The 20,743-nt window shown below is 61.5% G+C and carries 21 protein-coding genes; 3 read left to right on the top strand and 18 right to left on the bottom strand.

Annotated features, from left to right (window positions below; all coding sequences use genetic code 11):
• Window positions 1-66: 66 nt before the first annotated feature.
• Window positions 67-615, bottom strand: coding sequence for an adenine phosphoribosyltransferase (locus ACP7B3_RS07165; protein WP_145159059.1), 549 nt, complete (start codon window positions 613-615; stop codon window positions 67-69).
• An 81-nt stretch (window positions 616-696) separates the two neighbouring features.
• A complete protein-coding gene (fnr, locus tag ACP7B3_RS07160; RefSeq protein ID WP_106576340.1) occupies window positions 697-1,431 on the bottom strand; it encodes a fumarate/nitrate reduction transcriptional regulator Fnr in 735 nt (244 codons plus the stop codon).
• Window positions 1,432-1,584: 153 nt separating this feature from the next.
• Here fnr and ACP7B3_RS07155 point away from each other — a divergent pair, with 153 nt between their 5' ends.
• Window positions 1,585-2,055, top strand: coding sequence for a hypothetical protein (locus ACP7B3_RS07155; RefSeq protein WP_145159057.1), 471 nt, complete (start codon window positions 1,585-1,587; stop codon window positions 2,053-2,055).
• 7 nt (window positions 2,056-2,062) lie between these two features.
• Here ACP7B3_RS07155 and hemN read toward each other — a convergent pair whose 3' ends face one another.
• The 14 genes from hemN to ccoN (ACP7B3_RS07085) form a co-directional block, all read right to left on the bottom strand.
• Window positions 2,063-3,445 (bottom strand): oxygen-independent coproporphyrinogen III oxidase, encoded by a 1,383-nt coding sequence (hemN, locus tag ACP7B3_RS07150; protein WP_426178526.1) that lies wholly within the window; start codon window positions 3,443-3,445, stop codon window positions 2,063-2,065.
• Between the two features lie 103 nt (window positions 3,446-3,548).
• On the bottom strand, window positions 3,549-4,232 hold the full coding sequence (locus tag ACP7B3_RS07145) for a sulfite exporter TauE/SafE family protein (protein WP_262208363.1): 684 nt from the start codon (window positions 4,230-4,232) through the stop codon (window positions 3,549-3,551).
• A complete protein-coding gene (ccoS, locus tag ACP7B3_RS07140) occupies window positions 4,225-4,437 on the bottom strand; it encodes a cbb3-type cytochrome oxidase assembly protein CcoS (RefSeq protein ID WP_262208362.1) in 213 nt (70 codons plus the stop codon). Before ccoS ends, ACP7B3_RS07145 begins: the two co-directional genes overlap by 8 nt.
• 22 nt (window positions 4,438-4,459) lie before the next feature.
• Window positions 4,460-6,910 (bottom strand): heavy metal translocating P-type ATPase, encoded by a 2,451-nt coding sequence (locus tag ACP7B3_RS07135; RefSeq protein WP_426178525.1) that lies wholly within the window; start codon window positions 6,908-6,910, stop codon window positions 4,460-4,462.
• Window positions 6,911-7,026: 116 nt separating this feature from the next.
• Complete coding sequence (locus ACP7B3_RS07130) at window positions 7,027-7,566, bottom strand: FixH family protein (RefSeq protein ID WP_106576345.1); 540 nt, start codon at window positions 7,564-7,566, stop codon at window positions 7,027-7,029.
• A 15-nt stretch (window positions 7,567-7,581) separates the two neighbouring features.
• Window positions 7,582-8,997, bottom strand: coding sequence for a cytochrome c oxidase accessory protein CcoG (gene ccoG, locus ACP7B3_RS07125; RefSeq protein ID WP_426178524.1), 1,416 nt, complete (start codon window positions 8,995-8,997; stop codon window positions 7,582-7,584).
• 337 nt (window positions 8,998-9,334) lie between these two features.
• A complete protein-coding gene (gene ccoP, locus ACP7B3_RS07120) occupies window positions 9,335-10,312 on the bottom strand; it encodes a cytochrome-c oxidase, cbb3-type subunit III (protein WP_242195823.1) in 978 nt (325 codons plus the stop codon).
• Window positions 10,309-10,494, bottom strand: a complete 186-nt coding sequence (locus tag ACP7B3_RS07115; RefSeq protein WP_003193169.1) for a CcoQ/FixQ family Cbb3-type cytochrome c oxidase assembly chaperone — start codon at window positions 10,492-10,494, stop codon at window positions 10,309-10,311. Before ACP7B3_RS07115 ends, ccoP (ACP7B3_RS07120) begins: the two co-directional genes overlap by 4 nt.
• 5 nt (window positions 10,495-10,499) lie before the next feature.
• Complete coding sequence (gene ccoO, locus ACP7B3_RS07110; RefSeq protein ID WP_078738505.1) at window positions 10,500-11,108, bottom strand: cytochrome-c oxidase, cbb3-type subunit II; 609 nt, start codon at window positions 11,106-11,108, stop codon at window positions 10,500-10,502.
• A complete protein-coding gene (ccoN, locus tag ACP7B3_RS07105) occupies window positions 11,108-12,550 on the bottom strand; it encodes a cytochrome-c oxidase, cbb3-type subunit I (RefSeq protein ID WP_106576348.1) in 1,443 nt (480 codons plus the stop codon). The genes ccoO (ACP7B3_RS07110) and ccoN (ACP7B3_RS07105) overlap by 1 nt, the downstream gene beginning before the upstream one ends.
• A 348-nt stretch (window positions 12,551-12,898) precedes the next feature.
• A complete protein-coding gene (gene ccoP / locus ACP7B3_RS07100; RefSeq protein WP_404484166.1) occupies window positions 12,899-13,846 on the bottom strand; it encodes a cytochrome-c oxidase, cbb3-type subunit III in 948 nt (315 codons plus the stop codon).
• Window positions 13,843-14,043, bottom strand: coding sequence for a cbb3-type cytochrome oxidase subunit 3 (locus ACP7B3_RS07095; protein WP_106576350.1), 201 nt, complete (start codon window positions 14,041-14,043; stop codon window positions 13,843-13,845). Before ACP7B3_RS07095 ends, ccoP (ACP7B3_RS07100) begins: the two co-directional genes overlap by 4 nt.
• A 3-nt stretch (window positions 14,044-14,046) precedes the next feature.
• Window positions 14,047-14,655: a cytochrome-c oxidase, cbb3-type subunit II gene (gene ccoO, locus ACP7B3_RS07090; RefSeq protein ID WP_065909614.1), complete on the bottom strand. Its 609-nt coding sequence runs from the start codon at window positions 14,653-14,655 to the stop codon at window positions 14,047-14,049.
• Window positions 14,656-14,665: 10 nt separating this feature from the next.
• A complete protein-coding gene (gene ccoN, locus ACP7B3_RS07085) occupies window positions 14,666-16,090 on the bottom strand; it encodes a cytochrome-c oxidase, cbb3-type subunit I (RefSeq protein ID WP_242195813.1) in 1,425 nt (474 codons plus the stop codon).
• A gap of 79 nt (window positions 16,091-16,169) precedes the next feature.
• Between ccoN (ACP7B3_RS07085) and ACP7B3_RS07080 the strand changes: the two genes are divergently transcribed.
• Window positions 16,170-16,862 carry an alpha/beta family hydrolase gene (locus ACP7B3_RS07080; RefSeq protein ID WP_426178523.1) on the top strand — a complete coding sequence of 231 codons (693 nt, stop codon included), beginning with the start codon at window positions 16,170-16,172 and terminating at the stop codon, window positions 16,860-16,862.
• A gap of 102 nt (window positions 16,863-16,964) precedes the next feature.
• Here the strand turns inward: ACP7B3_RS07080 and ACP7B3_RS07075 are convergent, their stop codons facing one another.
• Both ACP7B3_RS07075 and ACP7B3_RS07070 read right to left on the bottom strand, forming a co-directional pair.
• Window positions 16,965-18,530, bottom strand: a complete 1,566-nt coding sequence (locus ACP7B3_RS07075) for a methyl-accepting chemotaxis protein (protein WP_426178522.1) — start codon at window positions 18,528-18,530, stop codon at window positions 16,965-16,967.
• A 74-nt stretch (window positions 18,531-18,604) separates the two neighbouring features.
• A complete protein-coding gene (locus ACP7B3_RS07070) occupies window positions 18,605-19,396 on the bottom strand; it encodes a CPBP family intramembrane glutamic endopeptidase (RefSeq protein ID WP_426178521.1) in 792 nt (263 codons plus the stop codon).
• A 443-nt stretch (window positions 19,397-19,839) separates the two neighbouring features.
• On the opposite strand from ACP7B3_RS07070, the gene rfbD reads away from it, so the two are divergent.
• Entirely contained in the window at window positions 19,840-20,736 is an 897-nt protein-coding gene (gene rfbD, locus ACP7B3_RS07065) for a dTDP-4-dehydrorhamnose reductase (RefSeq protein WP_145159033.1), read from the top strand.
• Window positions 20,737-20,743: the final 7 nt, after the last annotated feature.

Here is a 20,743-nt window from a genome sequence, read left to right as displayed (position 1 = left end):
TCAAATGTGGGAGCGGGCTTGCTCGCGAAGACGGCCACCTAGGCAACGCACAGATCAACTGAGTGACTAACGCTCTGTCAACGCAAACTGCGTCAGGCAAAACGTCGGAATGCCCATGTCTTGCAGGCGTTGCGAGCCGCCCAGTTCCGGCAGGTCGATAATCGCCGCCGCCTCGAAAATCCTCGCGCCCATGCGCCGCACCAGATTGGCCGCCGCGATCAGGGTGCCGCCGGTGGCGATCAGGTCATCGAACATCAGCACCGAGTCGCCTTCGCACAGGCTGTCTGCGTGCACTTCAAGAAACGCTTCGCCGTATTCGGTCTGATAACCCTCGGCCAGCACGTCAGCCGGCAGCTTGCCCTGTTTGCGGAACAGAATCAGCGGTTTGTTCAGTTGGTAGGCGATGATCGAGCCGATCAGAAAGCCGCGCGCATCCATCGCGCCGATGTGGGTGAAATCGGCCTCGACATAACGCTGGGCAAAGCTGTCGGCGACCAGGCGCAGGGCGCGGGGCGATTGGAACAGCGGGGTGATGTCACGAAAGATAACCCCAGGCTTGGGGAAGTCGATGACAGGGCGGATCAGGGATTTGATGTCGAACGAATCGAAGGTCATCGTCGAAGAGTCCTGGGAGCGGAAAACGGACTCGAAGTATACCTGCGGCCTCGCCGATTGGCGCGGCCGCAAGCGGCTGGATCAACCTTCCAGGGAGCCGCCGGCCAGCGCGCACAGTTGGATCGGATCGAGGATATGCACTTCCTTGCCTTCAGCGGCAATCAGCTCGTTTTGCTGGAAGCGCGTGAACACGCGGGACACGGTTTCCACCGCCAGGCCCAGGTAGTTGCCGATTTCATTGCGCGACATGCTCAGGCGGAACTGATTGGCCGAGAACCCACGGGCACGGAAACGCGCCGACAGGTTGACCAGGAACGTAGCGATCCGCTCGTCGGCGGTTTTCTTCGACAACAACAGCATCATCTGCTGGTCGTCGCGAATCTCGCGGCTCATCACACGCATCAATTGGCGACGCAGCTGCGGCAATTGCAGGGCCAGTTCATCCAGGCGTTCGAAGGGGATTTCGCACACCGATGTCGTCTCCAGCGCCTGGGCCGACACCGGGTGAATCTCGGTGTCCATGCCGGACAACCCGACCAGTTCGCTGGGCAGGTGGAACCCGGTGATCTGCTCTTCGCCGCTGTCGCTGAGGCTGAACGTCTTCAACGCGCCTGAACGCACTGCATAAACGGAATCGAATTTGTCGCCCTGGCGAAACAGAAACTCGCCCTTTTTCAGCGGGCGGCCGCGTTTAACGATTTCGTCCAGCGCTTCCATGTCTTCCAGATTCAACGAAAGTGGCAGGCAGAGGGGAGCCAGGCTGCAATCCTTGCAGTGAGCCTGGCTGTGAGCGCGCAGTTTGACTGGCTCGGACATTTCTTAAATCCTTGTGGGAAAACACACATAAGACGTAAGGGTAACGCACCGAGGGGGGATCAGACCAGCGTGTACAAAAAAGCGGCACGTGCATAAAGGTTTATGTATCGACGCCGATACATAGGTGAATCCCTATGAGCTGGAGCTCAGGTCATGTCGGTAATCCCTTTCAATAACCCTGTCATTACTACCAAGGCCCCGCAGGTTTTGACGGCCGCTGATGCGCTTGCGGGCAAGAAGGTCGATGACAAACCTGCGCCTCCACCCACGCCCGGTGAAGGTGTGGTGGTGAAGATATCCGGGGCAGGGCTCAAGGCTTCTCAAGCCGGTAGCAACCCTAACCAGGACATCGACGACAGCAATCTGAAAGACAACATCAAACAGCTGCTGAAAATGATCCGCGAACTCAGGAAACAGCTTGCCGAGAAGATGGCTCAGCTTTCAGCAGCCATGAATGACACGGCCCTGAGCCCGGAGGCACGTCAGGCGAAGGTCGCCGGTTTGCAGGGAGATATTGCTTCGATTCAGTCCGGGTTGATGACCGCTCAGGGGCAGTTGTCCAAGTCGCTGAAAGATGAATCGCCTGAAGCTCAAATGGAAGCAATGACGCTGCTGTCGAAATAATTCACGCCTAGATCACCCGCGAGAATCGTTGCCTGTTCTGGTGCTCCAGGTAGGCATCGAACACCATGCACACCGAGCGCACCAGCAAGCGCCCGGCAGGCAATACGCGAATGCCCTGAGCATCAAGCTCGATCAGGCCATCGGCGGCCATCGTCTGCAGCTGCGGCCATAGCTCGTCGAAATAGCCGCGAAAATCGATGTTGAAGGCCTGTTCGATGTGCTCGAATTTCAGGCTGAAGGTGCAGATCAACTGCTGAATCACTTCGCGCCGCAACCGATCATCCGTGGTGCACACCAAGCCACGGCTGGTAGCCAGTTGCGCACCGGCCAGGGCGTTCTGGTAGTGGTTGAGGTCACTGCTGTTCTGGCAGTACAGGTCGCCAATCTGGCTGATCGCCGACACGCCCAGCCCGATCAGGTCGCAATGCCCGTGGGTGGTGTAGCCCTGAAAGTTACGCTGCAACGTGCCTTCTTCCTGGGCGACGGCCAGTTCGTCATCCGGCAGCGCGAAGTGGTCCATGCCGATGTAGCGATAGCCCGCGCGGGTCAACTGCTCGATGGTGGTTTGCAGCATCAGCAGTTTTTCCGCCGGGGAGGGCAGGTCGTCGGTGTTGATCCGCCGTTGCGGCATGAAACGCTCCGGCAAATGCGCGTAGTTGAACACCGACAGGCGATCCGGTTGCAGGCTGATCACTTCCTCCACCGTGCGTGCGAAGTTGATCGGCGTTTGCTTGGGCAGCCCGTAGATCAAGTCAATATTGATCGAGCGAAACTGCAAGGTGCGCGCCGCATCGATCACGGCGCGGGTTTCTTCCAGGCTCTGCAGGCGGTTGACCGCACGCTGCACCTCGGGGTCGAGGTCTTGCAGGCCGATGCTCACACGGTTGAAACCCAGTTCACGCAGCAGGCCCATGGTCGCCCAGTCGGCTTCACGCGGGTCGATTTCAATGCCGTAGTCGCCAGAATCATCGTCGAGCAAATTGAAGTGCTGGCGCAGGCGTGCCATGACCTGGCGCAGTTCGTCGTGGCTCAGAAAGGTCGGTGTGCCGCCGCCGAAGTGCAACTGCTCGACCGGCTGTTTCGGGTCGAGGTGGCAGGCCACCAGCTGGATTTCCTGCTCCAGGCGTTGCAGGTAAGCCTGGGCGCGGCCACGGTCCTTGGTGATGACCTTGTTGCAGGCGCAGTAGTAGCAAATGTTCGCGCAGAACGGCACATGCACATACAGCGACAGGGGGCGCACGGCCTTGCGGCTGTCGCGCAGGGCGTGGAGCAGGTCGAAAGTGCCGACCTGGCTGTCGAATTGTACGGCGGTGGGGTAGGACGTGTAGCGCGGCCCCGCCAAGTCGTAGCGGTGAATCAGATCTGTGTCCCAACGAATGGCGTCGAGCATGCGGGCGGTCCCCCGGATTGGCTAGTGGGCCGAGTCTAGGGGCGCGCCGGGCAGGGCATGTTGATTTGCATCAACGGGGAGCGGCGCTATGCCACATGGCGATTTAATGGCCCATTAGCCAGTGTTGGTGCGGACCGGGCAAGGTCCACAGGCCAAATAGAATTACCAGCAAGCCTCCAGCCACACGCACGCTGCGTTTGCGCAGCACGGCTGTGACGCGTTCAGCGGCCAGCCCGGTCGCCAGCAACACCGGCCAGGTGCCGAGCCCGAACGCCAGCATGAGCAACGCACTGTCCGCCGCATTGCCCTGGCTCGCCGCCCACAGCAATGTGCTGTAGACCAGCCCGCACGGCAGCCAGCCCCACAGCGCGCCCAACAGCAACGCGCGCGGCAGGCTGGACACCGGCAGCAAACGGTTGGCGACGGGCTGTAGGTAGCGCCACAGGCCACGACCGAGGCTTTCGATGCGCGTAAGGCCGCTCCACCAACCGGCCAGGTACAGGCCCATGCTGATCAGCAATAAACCGGCAAGCACACGCATGAACATCGCCGCCGGGCTGTTGGCCACCGCCCAGCCGGCCAGGCCGATCAATAAGCCGGCGGCGGCATAGCTGAGGATGCGCCCCAGGTTGTACGCCAGCAGCAGGCGAAAGCGCCGACTGCGTTGCTCTTTGGGGATCGCCAGGGTCAGTGCGCCCATCAACCCGCCGCACATGCCCAGGCAATGGCCGCCGCCCAGCAGGCCAAGGATCAGCGCGGAGACCAGCAGCGGCGCCAGTTCAAACACGGGGCGGATCTTTGGGCGGTTGCTCGGGCCCGTTGGCTTCGTCGACAGCCGCCAAGTGGTTCGGGTCCTGGTCATCGAACAGCACGCTGTGGGCCGGGCCGTCGAGGTCGTCGTACTGGCCGCTGTCCACCGCCCAGAAGAAGATGTAGATGGCGACGCCGACTAACAGCAGCGCCGCTGGAATCATCACGTATAGAGCTGGCATCTGCACTCCATGCCCACGCGGCTCAGGCCGGCAGCGGGCGGGTTACTAAGGGGGCGCTTGCAGTCGGCGCGCTCGGCAGGCGAGTCAGGCGCAAGGCGTTGAGCACCACAGTCAACGAGCTGAGGGACATGCCGATCGCCGCCCAGATCGGCGTGATCCAGCCGAGCGCGGCAAACGGCAGCATAAGGCCATTGTACAGCCCGGCCCACAGCAGGTTTTCGAGGATTACCCGGCGGGTGCGCCGCGCGAGGGTAAAGGCCTGCACCAATGCGTCGAGTCGATTGGACAACAGCACGGCATCGGCGCTGGTTTTCGCCAGGTCCGTGGCCGAGCCCATTGCCACACTGATATCGGCAGCGGCGAGCACCGGCACATCGTTGACGCCATCGCCAAGCATCAGCACCTTGCGGCCTTCCTTGTGCAACTGTTGCAGCACCTGCAGTTTGTCGTCGGGGCGCAGGCCGCCGTGGGCTTCGTCGATACCCAGTTCGCGGGCGACGCTGGCCACCATCGGCGAGCTGTCACCGGACAGCAGCAACGTGCGCCAACCGCGCGCTTTGCATGCCGCCAACAGGGCCGGCGCGTCGCTGCGCAGACGGTCATCTAGCACGAACCAGGCGAGTGCGCCGTCACGATCACCCAGCAGCAGCCACTGGCCCGCGTCGTCTGGCGAGGCGGGAGTTGGGCAACCGCTCAATTGGCAGACAAACCCCGGTTGGCCGATACGCAGTTGGCGCTCACCCACACGGCCTTCCAGGCCCAGGCCGGGGAAACTCAGGACTTCTTCAGCGGCCAGCGGCGCACGGCCAAAAGCCCGCGCAATCGGGTGTTCGGAGCGGTTTTCCAGGGCGGCGGCGAGGCTCAGGCAATCATCGCTGTTCAGCGCGCCCAAGGGGTGGGTCGCACGTAACGCCAGGCGGCCTTCGGTCAGGGTGCCGGTCTTGTCGAAAATCACCGTGTCGATCTGGTTCAGGCCTTCCAGCACATGCCCGCGAGTCAGTAACAGCCCGAGTTTATGCAGCGTACCCGTGGCGGCGGTGAGGGCGGTTGGCGTGGCCAAAGAGAGCGCGCACGGGCAGGTCGCCACCAGCATCGCCAACACAATCCAGAACGCCCGCGAGGCATCCAATTCCCACCACAGCAGGCCGATCAACGCCGCGGCGATCAGCGAGCACAGCAGAAACCATTGCGCGGCACGGTCGGCGATTTGCGCCAGGCGCGGTTTTTCGGCCTGGGCGCGCTCCAGCAGGCGCACGATGGCGGACAGGCGCGTGTCATGGCCCAGGGCGCGGACCTCAACCGTCAGCGCACCTTCGACGTTGAGTGTGCCGGCCGTCACCACATCGCCCACGTGGCGTGGCTGCGGCAGGTATTCGCCGGTGAGCAGGGCTTCATCGATGCTTGACTGGCCGTCGAGGATGACGCCGTCTGCCGGCATCACCGCGCCGGGGTGTACCAGCACGCGGTCACCCACGGCCAATTCGCTGAGCAGAATGCGTTCGCTCTGGCCGTCAGCTTTCAGGCGCAGGCACGAGGCGGGCAACAGGTTGACCAGTTGAGCGGTGGCGGCGGCCGTACGTTCCCGCGCTCGGCGCTCCAGGTAACGGCCGGCCAGCAGGAACAGCGCGAACATGCCCACCGCGTCGAAATACAGCTCGCCGACGCCGGTGATAGCGGTCCAGATGCCGGCCAGATACGCGCCGCCAATCGCCAGGGACACCGACACGTCCATCGTCAGGTGGCGCGTGCGTAGGTCGCGCAGCGCACCTTTGAAGAAGGGCGCGCAGCTGTAGAACACGATGGGCGTGGTCAGAAACATCGCCACCCAGCGCAGGATCACGTGCAGCTCCGGGCTCAGGTCGATATTGAATTCGGGCCAAGTGGCCATGGTCGCCATCATCGCCTGGAACCACAGCAACCCCGCCACCCCCAATTGGCGCAAGGCCAGACGGTTTTCGCCGGCCAACTGCTCGGCGGCGCGGTCAGCCTGATAAGGGTGGGCGGCGTAGCCGATATGGCGCAGCTCACTGAGCAGTTGGCTCAGCGGCAATTGCACGTCGGCCCAGCGCACGTGCAGGCGGTGGTTGGACAGGTTCAGCCGCGCCTCGGCCACCGCAGGCAGGCTGCGCAGGTGTTTTTCGATCAGCCAGCCACAGGCCGCGCAGCTGATGCCTTCCATCAACAAGGTGGTTTCGGCGAGCTCACCGTCATGGCGCACAAAGGGTTTTTGCACGTCGGCGCGGTCGTACAGGGCCAACTCGTCCACCAGTTGCACCGGCAGCGCTTCGGGGTTGGCCGAGGCATCGCTGCGGTGCTGGTAATAGCTTTCCAGCCCGCCGGCCACAATGGCTTCGGCCACCGCCTGACAGCCCGGGCAGCACAGTTCGCGGCGTTCGCCGAGGATCACGGCGGTGAACCGGCTGCCGGACGGGACGGGCAGGGCGCAGTGGTAGCAGGGGGTTGGGGTGCTCATGGGTTTAGATCTTAGTCGGCTGGGAGGGCCTCATCGCGGGCAAGCCCGGCTCCCACAGGGGATCGCGATCCAATGGGGGAGCGGGGTTTGCCCGCGATGCGCGAAGCGCAGGCTTATTACTTCTTCAGGTCTTCAGCGCCCTGCAACGGCTCATCACCCAGCAGCAAGTCCTTGTCGTGGCTGACCTGTTCTTCTTCGAACAGGCGCCAGGTCCTGTCGCCCTCGACGCCGAGCAATTCCACAAAGCGTCGGCCTTCGACCTTGTCGGTGACCTGGCCAATGTAGCGGCCCGGTTCACTGTCGCTGCGCGCCAGATTGATCTTGCGATCCTTCTCCGGCTGGGTCGGAGAAATCAGGTTCAGTTCCAGGGTGGTCGGGTTGCTGTTGCCGGTCAGGTGCAGGTCGACTTCACCGGTCAGTTCGTCCAGGTGCACCGCGGCGCGCAGTTGCAGGGTCTGGGCCAGCAGTTCGCGGTCCAGGGAACGGTTGATGCCTTTGCCGGCCTCGTAATAGTTGTCGTTGACCAGGTTGTCCGGGTTCTTCACCGCAATGGTCACCATGGACAAGGTCAAGGTCACCGAACAGGTCAGGATCCCAATGATGATCCACGGCCAGAGGTGCTTGTACCAAGGGCTTGCGGCAGTAGCTGCGGGCATTGTCGTGCTCTCTTGTTAACGAACTTGTGGGCCGATGAATCGGCTCTTGGCTTCAATGTGGACGCTGTCGTCATCGGCATCCCTGAGGACGAATGTCACCTCGTTGGTGCTCGACGGCAGTTGCTCTGGTGCGCTCGACAACTCGACCGGCAGGCTGAGGATTTCCCCAGCCGCCACTTTGATCTCGCGTCGACCCTGCAGCTTGAGGTCCGGCAGGCCCGAGGCGTCGAGCACATAGGTGTGGTCGCGCTGGTCCTTGTTCATGATCTTCAGGCTGTAGACGTTTTCGATACGGCCTTCGGCATTTTCACGGAACAGCACACGGTCTTTGCTGACGTCGAAACCGACCAGAGAGCGCATGAAAAATGCACCGACCAACAGGCTGATCATTGCCAGCAATACCAGCGCGTAACCGATCAGGCGCGGGCGCAATTTATGGGTTTTCTGCCCCGACAGGTTGTGCTCGGTGGTGTAGCTGATCAGGCCGCGCGGGTACTCCATTTTGTCCATGATGTTGTCGCACGCGTCGATACACGCAGCGCAGCCGATGCACTCGATTTGCAGGCCGTCGCGGATGTCGATACCGGTGGGGCACACCTGCACGCACATCGTGCAATCGATGCAGTCGCCCAGGCCCTGGGCCTTGTAGTCAGTGCCTTTTTTACGCGGGCCACGCACTTCGCCACGGCGTGGGTCGTAGGAAACGATCAGGGTGTCCTTGTCGAACATCACGCTTTGGAAGCGCGCGTACGGGCACATGTAGATGCACACCTGTTCGCGCAGCCAGCCGGCATTGCCATAGGTGGCCAGGGTGAAAAAGCCGACCCAGAAATACGACCAGCCATCGGCCTGGCCGGTGAAGAAGTCGAACACCAGCTCGCGGATCGGCGAGAAGTAGCCAACGAACGTCATGCCGGTGAAAAAGCCGATCAACAGCCACAGCGTGTGCTTGCTGAATTTGCGCAGGAACTTGTTGGCGCCCATCGGCGTCTTGTCGAGCTTGATGCGCTGGTTGCGGTCGCCTTCGGTGACCTTTTCACACCACATGAAGATCCAGGTCCACACGCTTTGCGGGCAGGTATAGCCACACCACACGCGGCCGGCGTACACGGTGATAAAGAACAGGCCAAAGGCGGCCACGATCAGAATGCCCGACAGCAGAATGAAATCCTGGGGCCAGAAGGTCGCGCCAAAAATGAAGAATTTACGCTCCGGCAGGTTCCACCAAACCGCCTGATGCCCGCCCCAGTTCAGCCACACGGTGCCGAAGTACAGCAGGAACAAAACGGCGCCGCCGAGCATACGCAAGTTGCGGAACAAGCCGGTAAAGGCGCGGGTGTAGATTTTCTCTCGCGACGCATACAGGTCGACGGACTGACTGGGGTTTTTGGCAGGCGGGGTAACGTCATGTACCGGTATTTGGTTGCTCATCATTGCATCCCACGGCGGTGGAGATTTGCCTCGGCCAGTACGTGCCAACCGGGGTCAAAAATAGGCTCTTGCAGTGGCGTAATGATACGCCTGCGGCAGCGCTGCACGGGTGCGACCTTTGGTCGCGTTGGGGGAAATCAATTGATGGTGTAAGTGATCTGGATCAATTGACTTGTGAAGTATGGTCGGTTTTGGCTGTGTTGCAGATTTGCAGGCAGTCGAATGCGCTCCAAATGTGCGAGGGGGCTTGCCCCCGATTGCGGCATGTCAGTTGATCAACTGTCACTGAGGCACCGCTATCGGGGCCAAGCCCCCTCCCACCGTTTGCTTTTGTGTCTTACTGCTCTTCAGCTGGCTTGTCGCCATGGGACAGGCTGTAAACATAGGCCGCCAGCAAGTGCACCTTGTCATTGCCTTGCAGCAACTCCTGCGCTGGCATCTGGCCCTGACGGCCATAACGAATGGTCTGCTGCAGTTGCGCGAAGCTCGAACCGTAGATGAATGCACCCGGGTGGGTCAGGTCCGGCGCGCCCATCGCGGGCGTGCCTTTACCGGCAGGGCCGTGGCAGGCCACGCAGTTGGCGGCGAAGAGTTTCGCGCCATTGGCCACATCGGCCTTGGCGCCTTCTGGCAGTTTGCGACCGTCGAGGTTGGTCACCACAAAGCCCGCCACGTCAGCCACGCCTTGCTCGCCAATGACTTCGGCCCAGGCCGGCATCACCGCGTGGCGGCCTTTCATGATGGTTTCCTTGATGGTCGCCGGCTCGCCGCCCCAGCGCCAATCGGCGTCGGTCAGGTTGGGAAAGCCGTAGGCGCCCTTGGCGTCGGAACCGTGGCACACCGAGCAGTTGGAGGCGAACAGGCGGCCGCCCATCTTCAAGGCTTGCGGGTCCTTGGCAACCTCTTCAATCGGCATCGCGGCGAATTTGGCAAAGATCGGGCCGAACTTGGCCTCCGACCTGGCCATTTCCTTTTCCCATTCGTGCACGCCGGTCCAGCCGGTCTGGCCGTTGGCGAAGGGGGTTTGCTTGTCGTTGTCGAGGTAGTTGTAGCCCGGCAGCAGGCCTTTCCAATTGCCAAGGCCGGGGTACAACGCCAGGTAGCCGAGCGCGAAGATGATGGTGCCGACAAATAGCATGAACCACCATTTGGGCAGCGGGTTGTCGTATTCCTCGATGCCATCGAACGAGTGGCCGACGGTCTCGTCCGTCTGCTCGGTGCGCTGGCCCTTGCGGGTCGACAGCAGCAGCCAGGTCAGGGCGAAGATGGTACCCAGACTGAGGACTGTGACGTACAGACTCCAGAACGTAGTCATTCTTTGTTACTCCTAGACGCTTGCTCGACGTGCTTGATGGCTTCGGGGTCATCCGCAAAAGGCAACATGGTTGCGTCGTCAAACTCCGACTTGCGCCTGGGGCTGAACACCCACAGCGCCAGGCCGATAAAGGCCACCATCACCACAACGGTGCCCAGGCCACGAATCATCCCGATATCCATGCAGATCACCGTTTGCTTTTGATGATGGTGCCAAGGCCTTGCAGGTAGGCCACCAGTGCGTCCATTTCGGTCTTGCCCTTGACGGCTGCGGCTGCACCGGCGATGTCTTCATCGGTGTAGGGCACGCCCAGGGTGCGCAAGACTTCCATCTTCTTCGCGGTGTCCTTGCCGTCGAGCTTGTTTTCCACGAGGAACGGGTAGGCCGGCATTTTCGACTCCGGCACCACGTTGCGCGGGTTATACAAGTGCGCGCGGTGCCAGTCGTCCGAGTAACGTGCGCCGACGCGGGCCAAGTCCGGGCCGGTGCGCTTGGAGCCCCACAGGAACGGGTGGTCCCACACGCTTTCGCCGGCCACCGAGTAGTGACCGTAGCGCTCGGTTTCGGCGCGGAACGGGCGGATCATCTGCGAGTGGCAGCCCACGCAACCGTTGGCGATGTAGACGTCGCGGCCTTCCAGTTCAAGCGCGGTGCGCGGCTTCATGCCTTCGACCGGCTTGTTGGTCACGTCCTGGAAAAACAGCGGAACGATCTGGGTCAGGCCGCCGATACTCACGGCGATGACCATGAAGAAGGCCAGCAGGCCGATATTCTTCTCGACTACTTCATGCTTCATCAGTGAGCTCCCACAACGGCGATCTTGGCGGCGGCTTCAGCCTCTACAGGGTCGGAGGCACGCACGGTGCGCCAGACGTTGTAGGCCATCAACAGCATGCCGCTGGCAAAGAACGCACCGCCCAGGGCACGGACGATGTAGCCCGGATGGCTGGCTTGCAGCGCTTCGACAAAGGAGTAGGTGAGCGTGCCGTCATCGTTGATCGCACGCCACATCAGGCCTTGGGTGATGCCGTTGACCCACATCGAGGCGATGTAGAGCACGGTGCCGATGGTGGCCAGCCAGAAGTGCGCATTGATCAGCCCGACGCTGTGCATCTGCGCACGGCCGAACAGTTTGGGGATCATGTGATATAGCGCGCCGATGGAGATCATCGCCACCCAGCCCAACGCGCCTGCGTGGACGTGGCCGATGGTCCAGTCGGTGTAGTGGGACAGCGAGTTGACGGTCTTGATCGCCATCATCGGCCCTTCGAAGGTCGACATGCCGTAGAACGCCAGCGACACCACGAGAAAGCGCAGGATCGGGTCGGTGCGCAATTTATGCCAGGCGCCCGACAGGGTCATCATGCCGTTGATCATGCCGCCCCAGCTGGGGGCCAGCAGGATGATCGACATCGCCATGCCCAGCGACTGCGCCCAATCCGGCAGCGCGGTGTAGTGCAGGTGGTGCGGGCCGGCCCAGATGTACAGGGTGATCAGCGCCCAGAAGTGCACGATGGACAGGCGATAGGAGTAGATCGGGCGCTCGGCCTGTTTGGGCACGAAGTAATACATCATCCCCAGGAAGCCGGTGGTGAGGAAGAACCCCACCGCGTTGTGGCCGTACCACCATTGGATCATCGCGTCCGTCGCCCCGGCGTAGGCCGAGTAGGACTTGAACCAGCTCACCGGCAAGGACGCGTGGTTGACGATGTGCAGCATCGCCGTGACCAGGATGAAGGCACCGTAGAACCAGTTACCCACATAAATGTGCTTGGTCTTGCGCTTGACGATGGTGCCGAAGAACACCACGGCGTAGGTCACCCAGACGATGGCCAGCAAAATGGCGATCGGCCATTCCAGCTCGGCGTATTCCTTGGTGGTGGTGTAGCCCAGCGGGAGGGTGATGATGGCGCCGAGGATCACGGCTTGCCAGCCCCAGAAGGTGAAGGCGGCGAGGCCGTCGGAGATCAGTCGCGTCTGGCAGGTTCGCTGCACGACATAGTAGGAGGTGGCAAACAATGCACATCCGCCGAAGGCGAAAATCACCAGGTTGGTGTGCAGCGGGCGCAGGCGGCCGAAGGTCGTCCATGGCAAACCGAAATTCAATTCCGGCCAAACCAGTTGCGAGGCGATGAACACCCCGAGCCCCATGCCAAGGATCCCCCAGACCACCGTCATGATGGCGAACTGGCGGACTACCTTATAGTTATAAGCAGTCGGACTGATTGCTGTGCTCATTCTAAGGTTCCACGGTTTAGGTTTTTTTATAGTTGAAATCGGCCGCAAGTATGGACAAACCGAGGGGCCATTGCAACGCAATGGCTGACCTGTATCAATGCGTTCCGGGCCAGATTCTGCGCCCTTTCCATGTTTGGCGTAAGGACAAAATCAGAAATCGAAAGCTGATCGAGTGGACAGGAATTTTTTCAGGTCGCAACGGCAGTCGCCTGATACGCCAAAACCGGTCACTGTTGGGCAAGCGTAGACCCGAATGGCAGTAGGGGAAAGTTGGGGTGGGCAGGGGTGCGACACTTGGTCGCTGAGGGGGGCAGGGCTGCCGCCCCAGGTTGGGGCGGCAGTCTACGGTTACTCGGTTGGGCTTTCTGGCGTTGCGCCATCAGCGTTATGGGACAAGCTGTACACATAGGCCGCGAGCAGGTGCACTTTGTCATTGCCTTGCAGCACGTCCTGCGCTGGCATCTGGCCCTGGCGGCCGTGGCGAATGGTCTGCTGCAGTTGCGCCAGGCTGGTGCCGTAGATGAAACCGGCAGGCTCGGTCAGGTTCGGCGCGCCCATGGCTTCCATGCCGTGGCCTTGTGGGCCGTGGCAGGCGACGCAGGTGGTATTGAAGGCGGCTTGACCGGCCGCCAGATCGGCGGTGCTGTCGGCGGGTAATGGCAGCTTGGCCAGGTCGTGACGCACAAAGGCGGCGACGTTCTTCACACCCTCTTCGCCCAATATTTCACCCCAGGCCGGCATTGCCGCGTGACGACCATTCAGGATGGTCGTCTTGATCGCTTCCGCCGAACCGCCCCAGCGCCAGAGGTTGTCCGCCAGGTTCGGGAAGCCATACGCGCCCTTGGCATCCGAGCCGTGGCACACCGCGCAGTTGGAGGCAAACAGGCGGCCGCCCATTTTCAGCGCTTGTGGGTCCTTGGCGACTTCTTCCACCGGCATCGCCGCGAATTTGGCGAAGATCGGCCCGAACCTGGCGTCGGCCTTGGCCATTTCCTTGTCCCATTCCTTGGTCTGGGTCCAGCCGCCTTCATAGCCCGGCAACACGCCTTTCCAGTTACCCAGGCCCGGGTAGAGGATCAGGTAGCCGACCGCAAACACCAGGGTGCCGGCGAACAGCATGAACCACCACTGCGGCAGCGGGTTGTCGTATTCCTCGATGCCATCGAAGGCGTGGCCCATGGTCTGGTCGACGCTGCCCTTGGTTTCGCCCTTGCGGGTGCCGATCAATAGCCAGGTCAGGCCGATCAGGCTGCCGAGGGTCAATACGCAGATCCATGTACTCCAGAAGGTCGTCATGGGCGAGTGCTCCTTGTTGCAGGCTCTTCTTGAGCGTCGGATGGAGTAGGTTCATCGGCAAACGGCAGCAGGCGGGCCTGCTCGAATTCCGCGTTGCGCCGGTTGTTGAACACCCACAGCGACAGGCCGATAAAAGCGATGGCGACCACCAGCGTGCCAAGGCCGCGGATGGTGCCCGCGTCGAATTCAAATCCCATGGCTCACCTTTTGCTCTTGATGGCAGTGCCGAGCACTTGCAGGTACGCAACCAGCGCGTCCATCTCGGTCTTGCCCTTGAGGCTGGCGACGGCGCCACTGATGTCGTCGTCGGTGTACGGCACGCCGAGGGTGCGCATCACTTTCAACTTGGTTTCGGTGTGGCTGCTGTCGACCGGCGCGGTGACCAGCCATGGGTAGGCCGGCATTTTCGACTCCGGCACCACGTTGCGCGGGTTGTACAGGTGCGCGCGGTGCCAGTCGTCCGAGTAGCGCGCGCCGACGCGGGCAAGGTCCGGCCCGGTGCGCTTGGAGCCCCACAGGAACGGGTGGTCCCACACGCTTTCGCCCGCCACCGAGTAGTGGCCGTAACGTTCGGTTTCGGCACGGAACGGGCGGATCATCTGCGAGTGGCACTGCACGCAGCCTTCGCGGATGTAAATGTCGCGGCCTTCCAGTTGCAGCGCGGTGTAGGGCTTCATGCCTTCGACCGGCTTGTTGGTCACGTCCTGGAAGAACAGCGGGACGATCTGGGTCAGGCCGCCGATGCTCACGGCGAGCACCATCAGCAGCATCAGCAGGCCGACGTTCTTTTCAATCGTTTCGTGTTTCATCACTGACTCCTCAGGCCATTTGCGCGACAGGGGCGGCTTCGGCAGGTTGCGCCGAGCGCACGGTGCGCCACGTGTTGTAAGCCATCAGGAACATGCCGCTGAGAAACACTGCACCGCCCACCAGTCGCACGATGTAGCCAGGGTGACTGGCCACCAGGGTTTCGACGAAGGAGTAGGTCAAGGTGCCGTCTTCGTTGACCGCACGCCACATCAGGCCCTGGGCGATGCCGTTGACCCACATCGAGGCGATGTAGAGCACGGTGCCGATGGTGGCCAGCCAGAAGTGCGCGTTGATCAGGCCGAGGCTGTACATCTGCTCGCGGCCGAACACTTTGGGGATCATGTGGTACAGCGCGCCGATGGAAATCATCGCCACCCAGCCCAGCGCGCCGGCGTGTACGTGGCCGATGGTCCAGTCGGTGTAGTGGGAGAGGGCGTTGACCGTCTTGATGGCCATCATCGGCCCTTCGAAGGTCGACATGCCGTAGAACGCCAGCGACACCACCAAAAAGCGCAGGATCGGGTCGCTGCGCAACTTATGCCAGGCGCCCGACAGCGTCATCATGCCGTTGATCATGCCGCCCCAGCTCGGGGCCAGCAGTACCAGCGACATCACCATGCCCAGTGACTGCGCCCAATCCGGCAACGCGGTGTAGTGCAAGTGGTGCGGGCCGGCCCAGATGTACAGGGTGATCAGCGCCCAGAAGTGCACGATGGACAAGCGATACGAATACACCGGGCGCTCGGCTTGCTTGGGCACGAAGTAATACATCATCCCGAGGAAACCGGCGGTGAGGAAAAAGCCTACCGCGTTATGCCCATACCACCACTGCACCATGGCGTCCGTCGCACCGCCGTAGAGGGAATAGGACTTGGTCAGGCTGACCGGGATTTCCAGGTTGTTGACGATGTGCAGGATGGCCACGGTGATGATGAACGCGCCGAAGAACCAGTTGCCGACGTAGATGTGCTTGGTGTTGCGCTTCATGATCGTGCCGAAGAACACGATGGCGTAGGCCACCCAGACGATGGTGATCAGAATGTCGATCGGCCATTCCAGCTCGGCGTATTCCTTGGAGCTGGTGTAGCCCAGCGGCAAGCTGATCGCGGCCAATAGAATCACGAGCTGCCAGCCCCAGAAGCAGAACGCGGCGATTTTCGGCGCGAACAGCTGTGTCTGGCAGGTGCGTTGTACCGAGTAGAAGGAGCTGGCGAACAGCGCGCAGCCGCCGAAGGCAAAGATCACCGCGTTGGTGTGCAGCGGGCGCAAGCGGCCGAAGCTGGTCCAGGGCAAATCGAAGTTGAGTGCAGGCCAAACCAATTGGGCGGCGAGAAAAACCCCGAGCCCCATGCCGACGATGCCCCACACCACCGTCATAATGGTGAATTGGCGGACCACCTTGTAGTTATAGGCGGTACTTAAAGTAGTGTTCATGGTTCCCCATCCACGGTTCAACCCAAGCCAATGCGGCACTTGGGCTGGAGTTATAGGCAGACTAAAAAGCGAGGCAAGCATGGGCAAAGAGCACAAGGCCAGTATTGACGGGGATCAATGGGCGCAGTGTGTGCGCGAGCGCGGCTGGTTGTGGGATGCGGCGACAGGCAACAGCGCGCGTGCGCCGGTGACGCTGATCCTGGCCCACGGTGCCGGTGCGCCCATGGACTCGGGGTTTATGAACGACATGGCTGCACGCCTTGCCGGGCATGGCGTGAACGTGTTGCGCTTTGAATTCCCCTATATGGCCCAACGCCGCCTGGACGGCGGCAAACGTCCGCCGAATCCGGCGCCGAAACTATTGCAAGCCTGGCGCGAGGTGTATGCCGAGGTGCGACGCCATGTCGCTGGCCAGCTGGCCGTTGGCGGCAAGTCCATGGGCGGGCGGATGGCCAGTTTGCTGGCAGATGAATTGGCTGCAGACGGGTTGGTGTGCCTGGGTTATCCGTTTTATGCGGTGGGCAAACCGGAGAAACCACGCACTGAGCATCTGGCCGGTCTGAAGACGCTGACGTTGATTGTGCAGGGTGAGCGCGATGCGCTGGGCAATCGGGCGGCGGTGCAGGGGTATGCGTTGTCGCCGAGCATCGAGGTGATGTGGCTGGTGGCGGGGGATCATGATTTGAAGCCGTTGAAGGCTTCGGGGTTTAGCCATGAGCAGCATTTGGAGGCTGCGGCGGTGAAGGTCTCCGAGTTTCTCGGCGGCCTTTAGGGCCTCATCGCAGGCAAGCCAGCTCCCACATTTGACTGTATTCACAAATAGAAATGTGTGAACCCAATCCAATGTGGGAGCGGGCTTGCCCGCGATAGCGGTTTACCGGTTAAAACGCTCCACCAGCGAATACTGAGTATTCGCCGTATGCGTCAGCTCTTCACTCAACTGCGCCGAGTTCATCGCCTGCTCCGAGGTCTGATCCGCCAACAGCGCAATCGTGCTGATATTGCGGCTGATCTCTTCGGCCACGGCGCTTTGTTCTTCGGTGGCAGCGGCAATCTGCGTGGTCATGTCGGTGATGTTGGCCACCGCTTCACTGATGCCCACCAGCGCCTGATCCGCCTCCATCACGCGCGCCACACCTTCTTCGGCCTGGCGATGCCCGGCGTCCATGGTTTGCACGGCGGCAGCGGCGGTCTGCTGCAGTTTGGCGATCAGGGCGTGGATCTGCCCGGTGGACTCGGCGGTACGCTGCGCCAGTTGACGGACTTCGTCAGCCACCACTGCAAAGCCACGGCCCATTTCGCCGGCACGGGCCGCTTCGATGGCGGCGTTCAATGCCAGCAGGTTGGTCTGGTCGGCGATGCCTTTGATCACGTCCACCACGCCGCCGATTTCATCACTGTCCTTGGCCAGCTGGGTGACGGTTACACCGGTTTCACCCACGGCGACCGACAGGCGCTGGATCGCTTCGCGGGTTTCCCCGGCGATGTCGCGACCGCGACCGGTCAGGCGATTGGCTTCCTGGGTAGCGTCCGCCGTGCGCTGCACGTGGCTGGCCACTTCCTGGGTCGTTGCTGCCATCTGGTTGACGGCGGTGGCGACCTGCTCGGTTTCCACGCGCTGGCGTTCCAGGCCGCTGGAGCTGTTGTGCGCCAGGGTGTTGGACTGCGCTGCCTGATCGTTGAGGTGCTCGGCCGTATCCTGCAAGCGAGTAAGGCACGTTTTCAGGCGCGCTTCCTGGCTGAGAATCGACATCTCCAGCCGCGCTTGTGCGCCACGGCTGTCGGTGTACATCTGCGCGATCAGCGGGTCGGACGTGGTCTGCTCCGCCAGGCGCAGCAAACGCTTGAGGCCGCGCTGCTGCCAGCTCAGGCCCAGCAGGCCCAGCGGCACCGACAGCCCCGCCGCCAGGGCAAAGCCCCAGTGGGAGTTGAGCGACGCACCGATCATGAAGCTGAGCTGGCTGATCAGGATAAATGGCAGCCAGTCTTGCAGCACCGGCAGCCATTTGTCGCGCTGAGGCACGGCCGACTTGCCCTGGTTGATGCGTTGATAGAGCGCTTCGGCGCGGCGAATCTGCTCGGCGGTGGGCTTGATGCGCACCGATTCGTAGCCGACCACCTGGCTGCCATCGAAAACCGGCGTTACATAGGCGTTAACCCAGTAGTGATCGCCGGTCTTGCAGCGGTTCTTGACGATGCCCATCCATGGCAAGCCTTGTTTGAGCGTGGACCACATGTGCGCGAACACGGCCGACGGCACATCCGGGTGACGCACCAGGTTGTGCGGGGCACGGATCAACTCGTCACGGGTGAACCCACTGATTTCGACGAAGGCGTCGTTGCAGTAGGTGATCACACCTTTGGCGTCTGTGGTGGAGATCAACCGTTGCTGAGCGGGGAAGGTACGTTCGCGCTGGGTAACGGGTTGGTTATTACGCATGATTGTTCAATCCGCAAGGCTTTGATGGGTTGTCGGCCGTTGCAGGCATTTATTTAACTTATTTTTTGCAACAATCAGCCGGCCAGCATCGGGTAGGTGAACAACCCGAAGTGAAGCAGATTCAAGCCAAAGTGCGTGGCAATCGCGGCGCCCAACCCGCCGAAGCGATACGCCAGGCCATAACCGATGCCTGCAATGCTCGCCAGCAGCACCCAATGCCAGCCCGCGCCGAGGTGCACCAGGCCGAACAGCAGCGAGGCCAGCAACAGTGCAAGGTGCTCGCCGTAGGGCAGGTGTTTGAAGCGTTGACTCAGGCCACCCTGGATATAGCCACGAAACAACGCCTCTTCCACCAGCGTCACCAGCAGCAGGTTGTTCAGGACCCACAGCCAAGCCTGTTCCGGCCATTTGGGTGCCCAGTCGATCATCCCCAGCAATGTGGCGCCGCCCAGCGCAGCGACCGCCGTGAGGGTCAGTGCCAGGGCAGCGACGCAGATCGACAGGCGCAGCGTGCGACGCGCCACGATCCATGGGCAGGCCAGCAACAGCCAGAAGCCAATCAGCGGTTTGTCCTGGTTCAGGTACATTGAAAACGGTACCGAGTCAGGGGTAAAACGCTGCGGCGCGATACCGCGGCCGTTGTAGAAGCCCGGCAGCCAGTGCATCGCCAGACCCAGGGCCAGGACAATGAACAGGCCGTGGCCGAGGTAGCGCGCCCAAGGGCTGCGTTGCTGGCGCACGGCGTACCCGGCGATCAGCAGCATGGCCACCGACACGGCCGCCAGCGCGCCCAGTTGCCCGTATGTCAGGGCCAGTCCGTAGCCAATCGAAAGAAGCACCAGGTACAGCCAGGGCAAAGCGATCATGTGAAATCCTTGGAAAAAACTGGCCGGCATTATAGCGACCGGCTTTCTGCGCAGGCATGAAAACTCTTCCACGCACGGCGCGTGGGTTAAGTGATTGCAAAGTGTGTTTGTGGCTGGTGATAGTCCTCGCCTGTTTTTCCTCTCACACAAGATCAGCACATGCCAGCTTTCCAGCGCACAGCGGTAGCCGATTCAGCGTTAAACGCTGTGGTCGTGCCGTGCGCGAACGGTCAGCCTGCGCAGATCGGGTCAATACCCTCCTCCCTGTAAATGCCGACGCAAATCCGCCTTGGCTTTATTACCGCTCTATACTGTGGCCCAGATCGATGGGGCGGTGGTGCAGGCGGCTTGCGCGTTAATCATCTGACGGATTCGCCCGTCATTGATGACCAGTCCGGTTTTTACCGGGAGTGGATCGAAAAGAATAATTCCGAGCGTTTGGCATGAAGATTCTATTGCTGGGTAAAAATGGCCAAGTCGGCTGGGAACTCCAACGTAGTTTGTCGACTTTAGGCCAAGTCTTAGCGTTGAGCTCCCAGAGCCAGGATTACTGCGGTGATTTCAACGACCTCAAGGGGGTGGCCGGGAGCGTGCAGCGGTTCGCGCCTGACGTAATCGTCAACGCAGCGGCCTACACGGCTGTCGACAAGGCCGAAAGCGAGCCGGACCAGGCATTGCGTGTCAACGCAGAGGCGCCAGCGGTATTGGCAGCAGAGGCCCGCAAGCTGAATGCCTTGCTGGTGCACTATTCCACTGACTATGTGTTCGCAGGTGATGGTGAAGCGCCGTGGCAGGAAAGCGATCAGGTGGGGCCGCTGAGTGTCTATGGGGCAACCAAACTACAAGGTGAGCGAGCTATCGAGGCCAGCGGTTGCGCGTATTTAATCTTGCGCACCAGTTGGGTCTACGCAGCGCGAGGTAACAACTTCGCGAAGACCATGCTGCGCTTGGCGACGGAGCGTGAAAGCCTCAACGTGATTGACGACCAGTTTGGCGCTCCAACCGGGGCTGACCTGCTGGCGGATGTTACCGCGCACGCTATCCGCGCGACGCGCATAAACCCGCAACTGGAAGGGAATTACCATCTCGCCGCAGCTGGCGAAACCACATGGCACCGCTATGCCCGTTTTGTGCTCGAGCAAGCGCAGGCTGCCGATGTGCAACTCAAGGTCGCTCCGGCGTCGCTAGGTGCGATTACGACAGCCTCTTATCCCACGCCGGCCAGACGGCCCGGCAATTCCCGGCTCAACACTCAAAAGCTGCAGAATGCCTTCTCGCTGCGCTTGCCTGAATGGCAGGATGGCGTGGCACGGATGCTTACTGAGATTCTCGAAAAATGAACATGCC

Source organism: Pseudomonas sp. TWRC1-2, from assembly GCF_049896685.1.
Lineage (GTDB): Bacteria > Pseudomonadota > Gammaproteobacteria > Pseudomonadales > Pseudomonadaceae > Aquipseudomonas.
The sequence above is the reverse complement of the archived record's forward strand: the minus strand, read 5'-3'. Positions and strand labels throughout refer to the sequence as shown.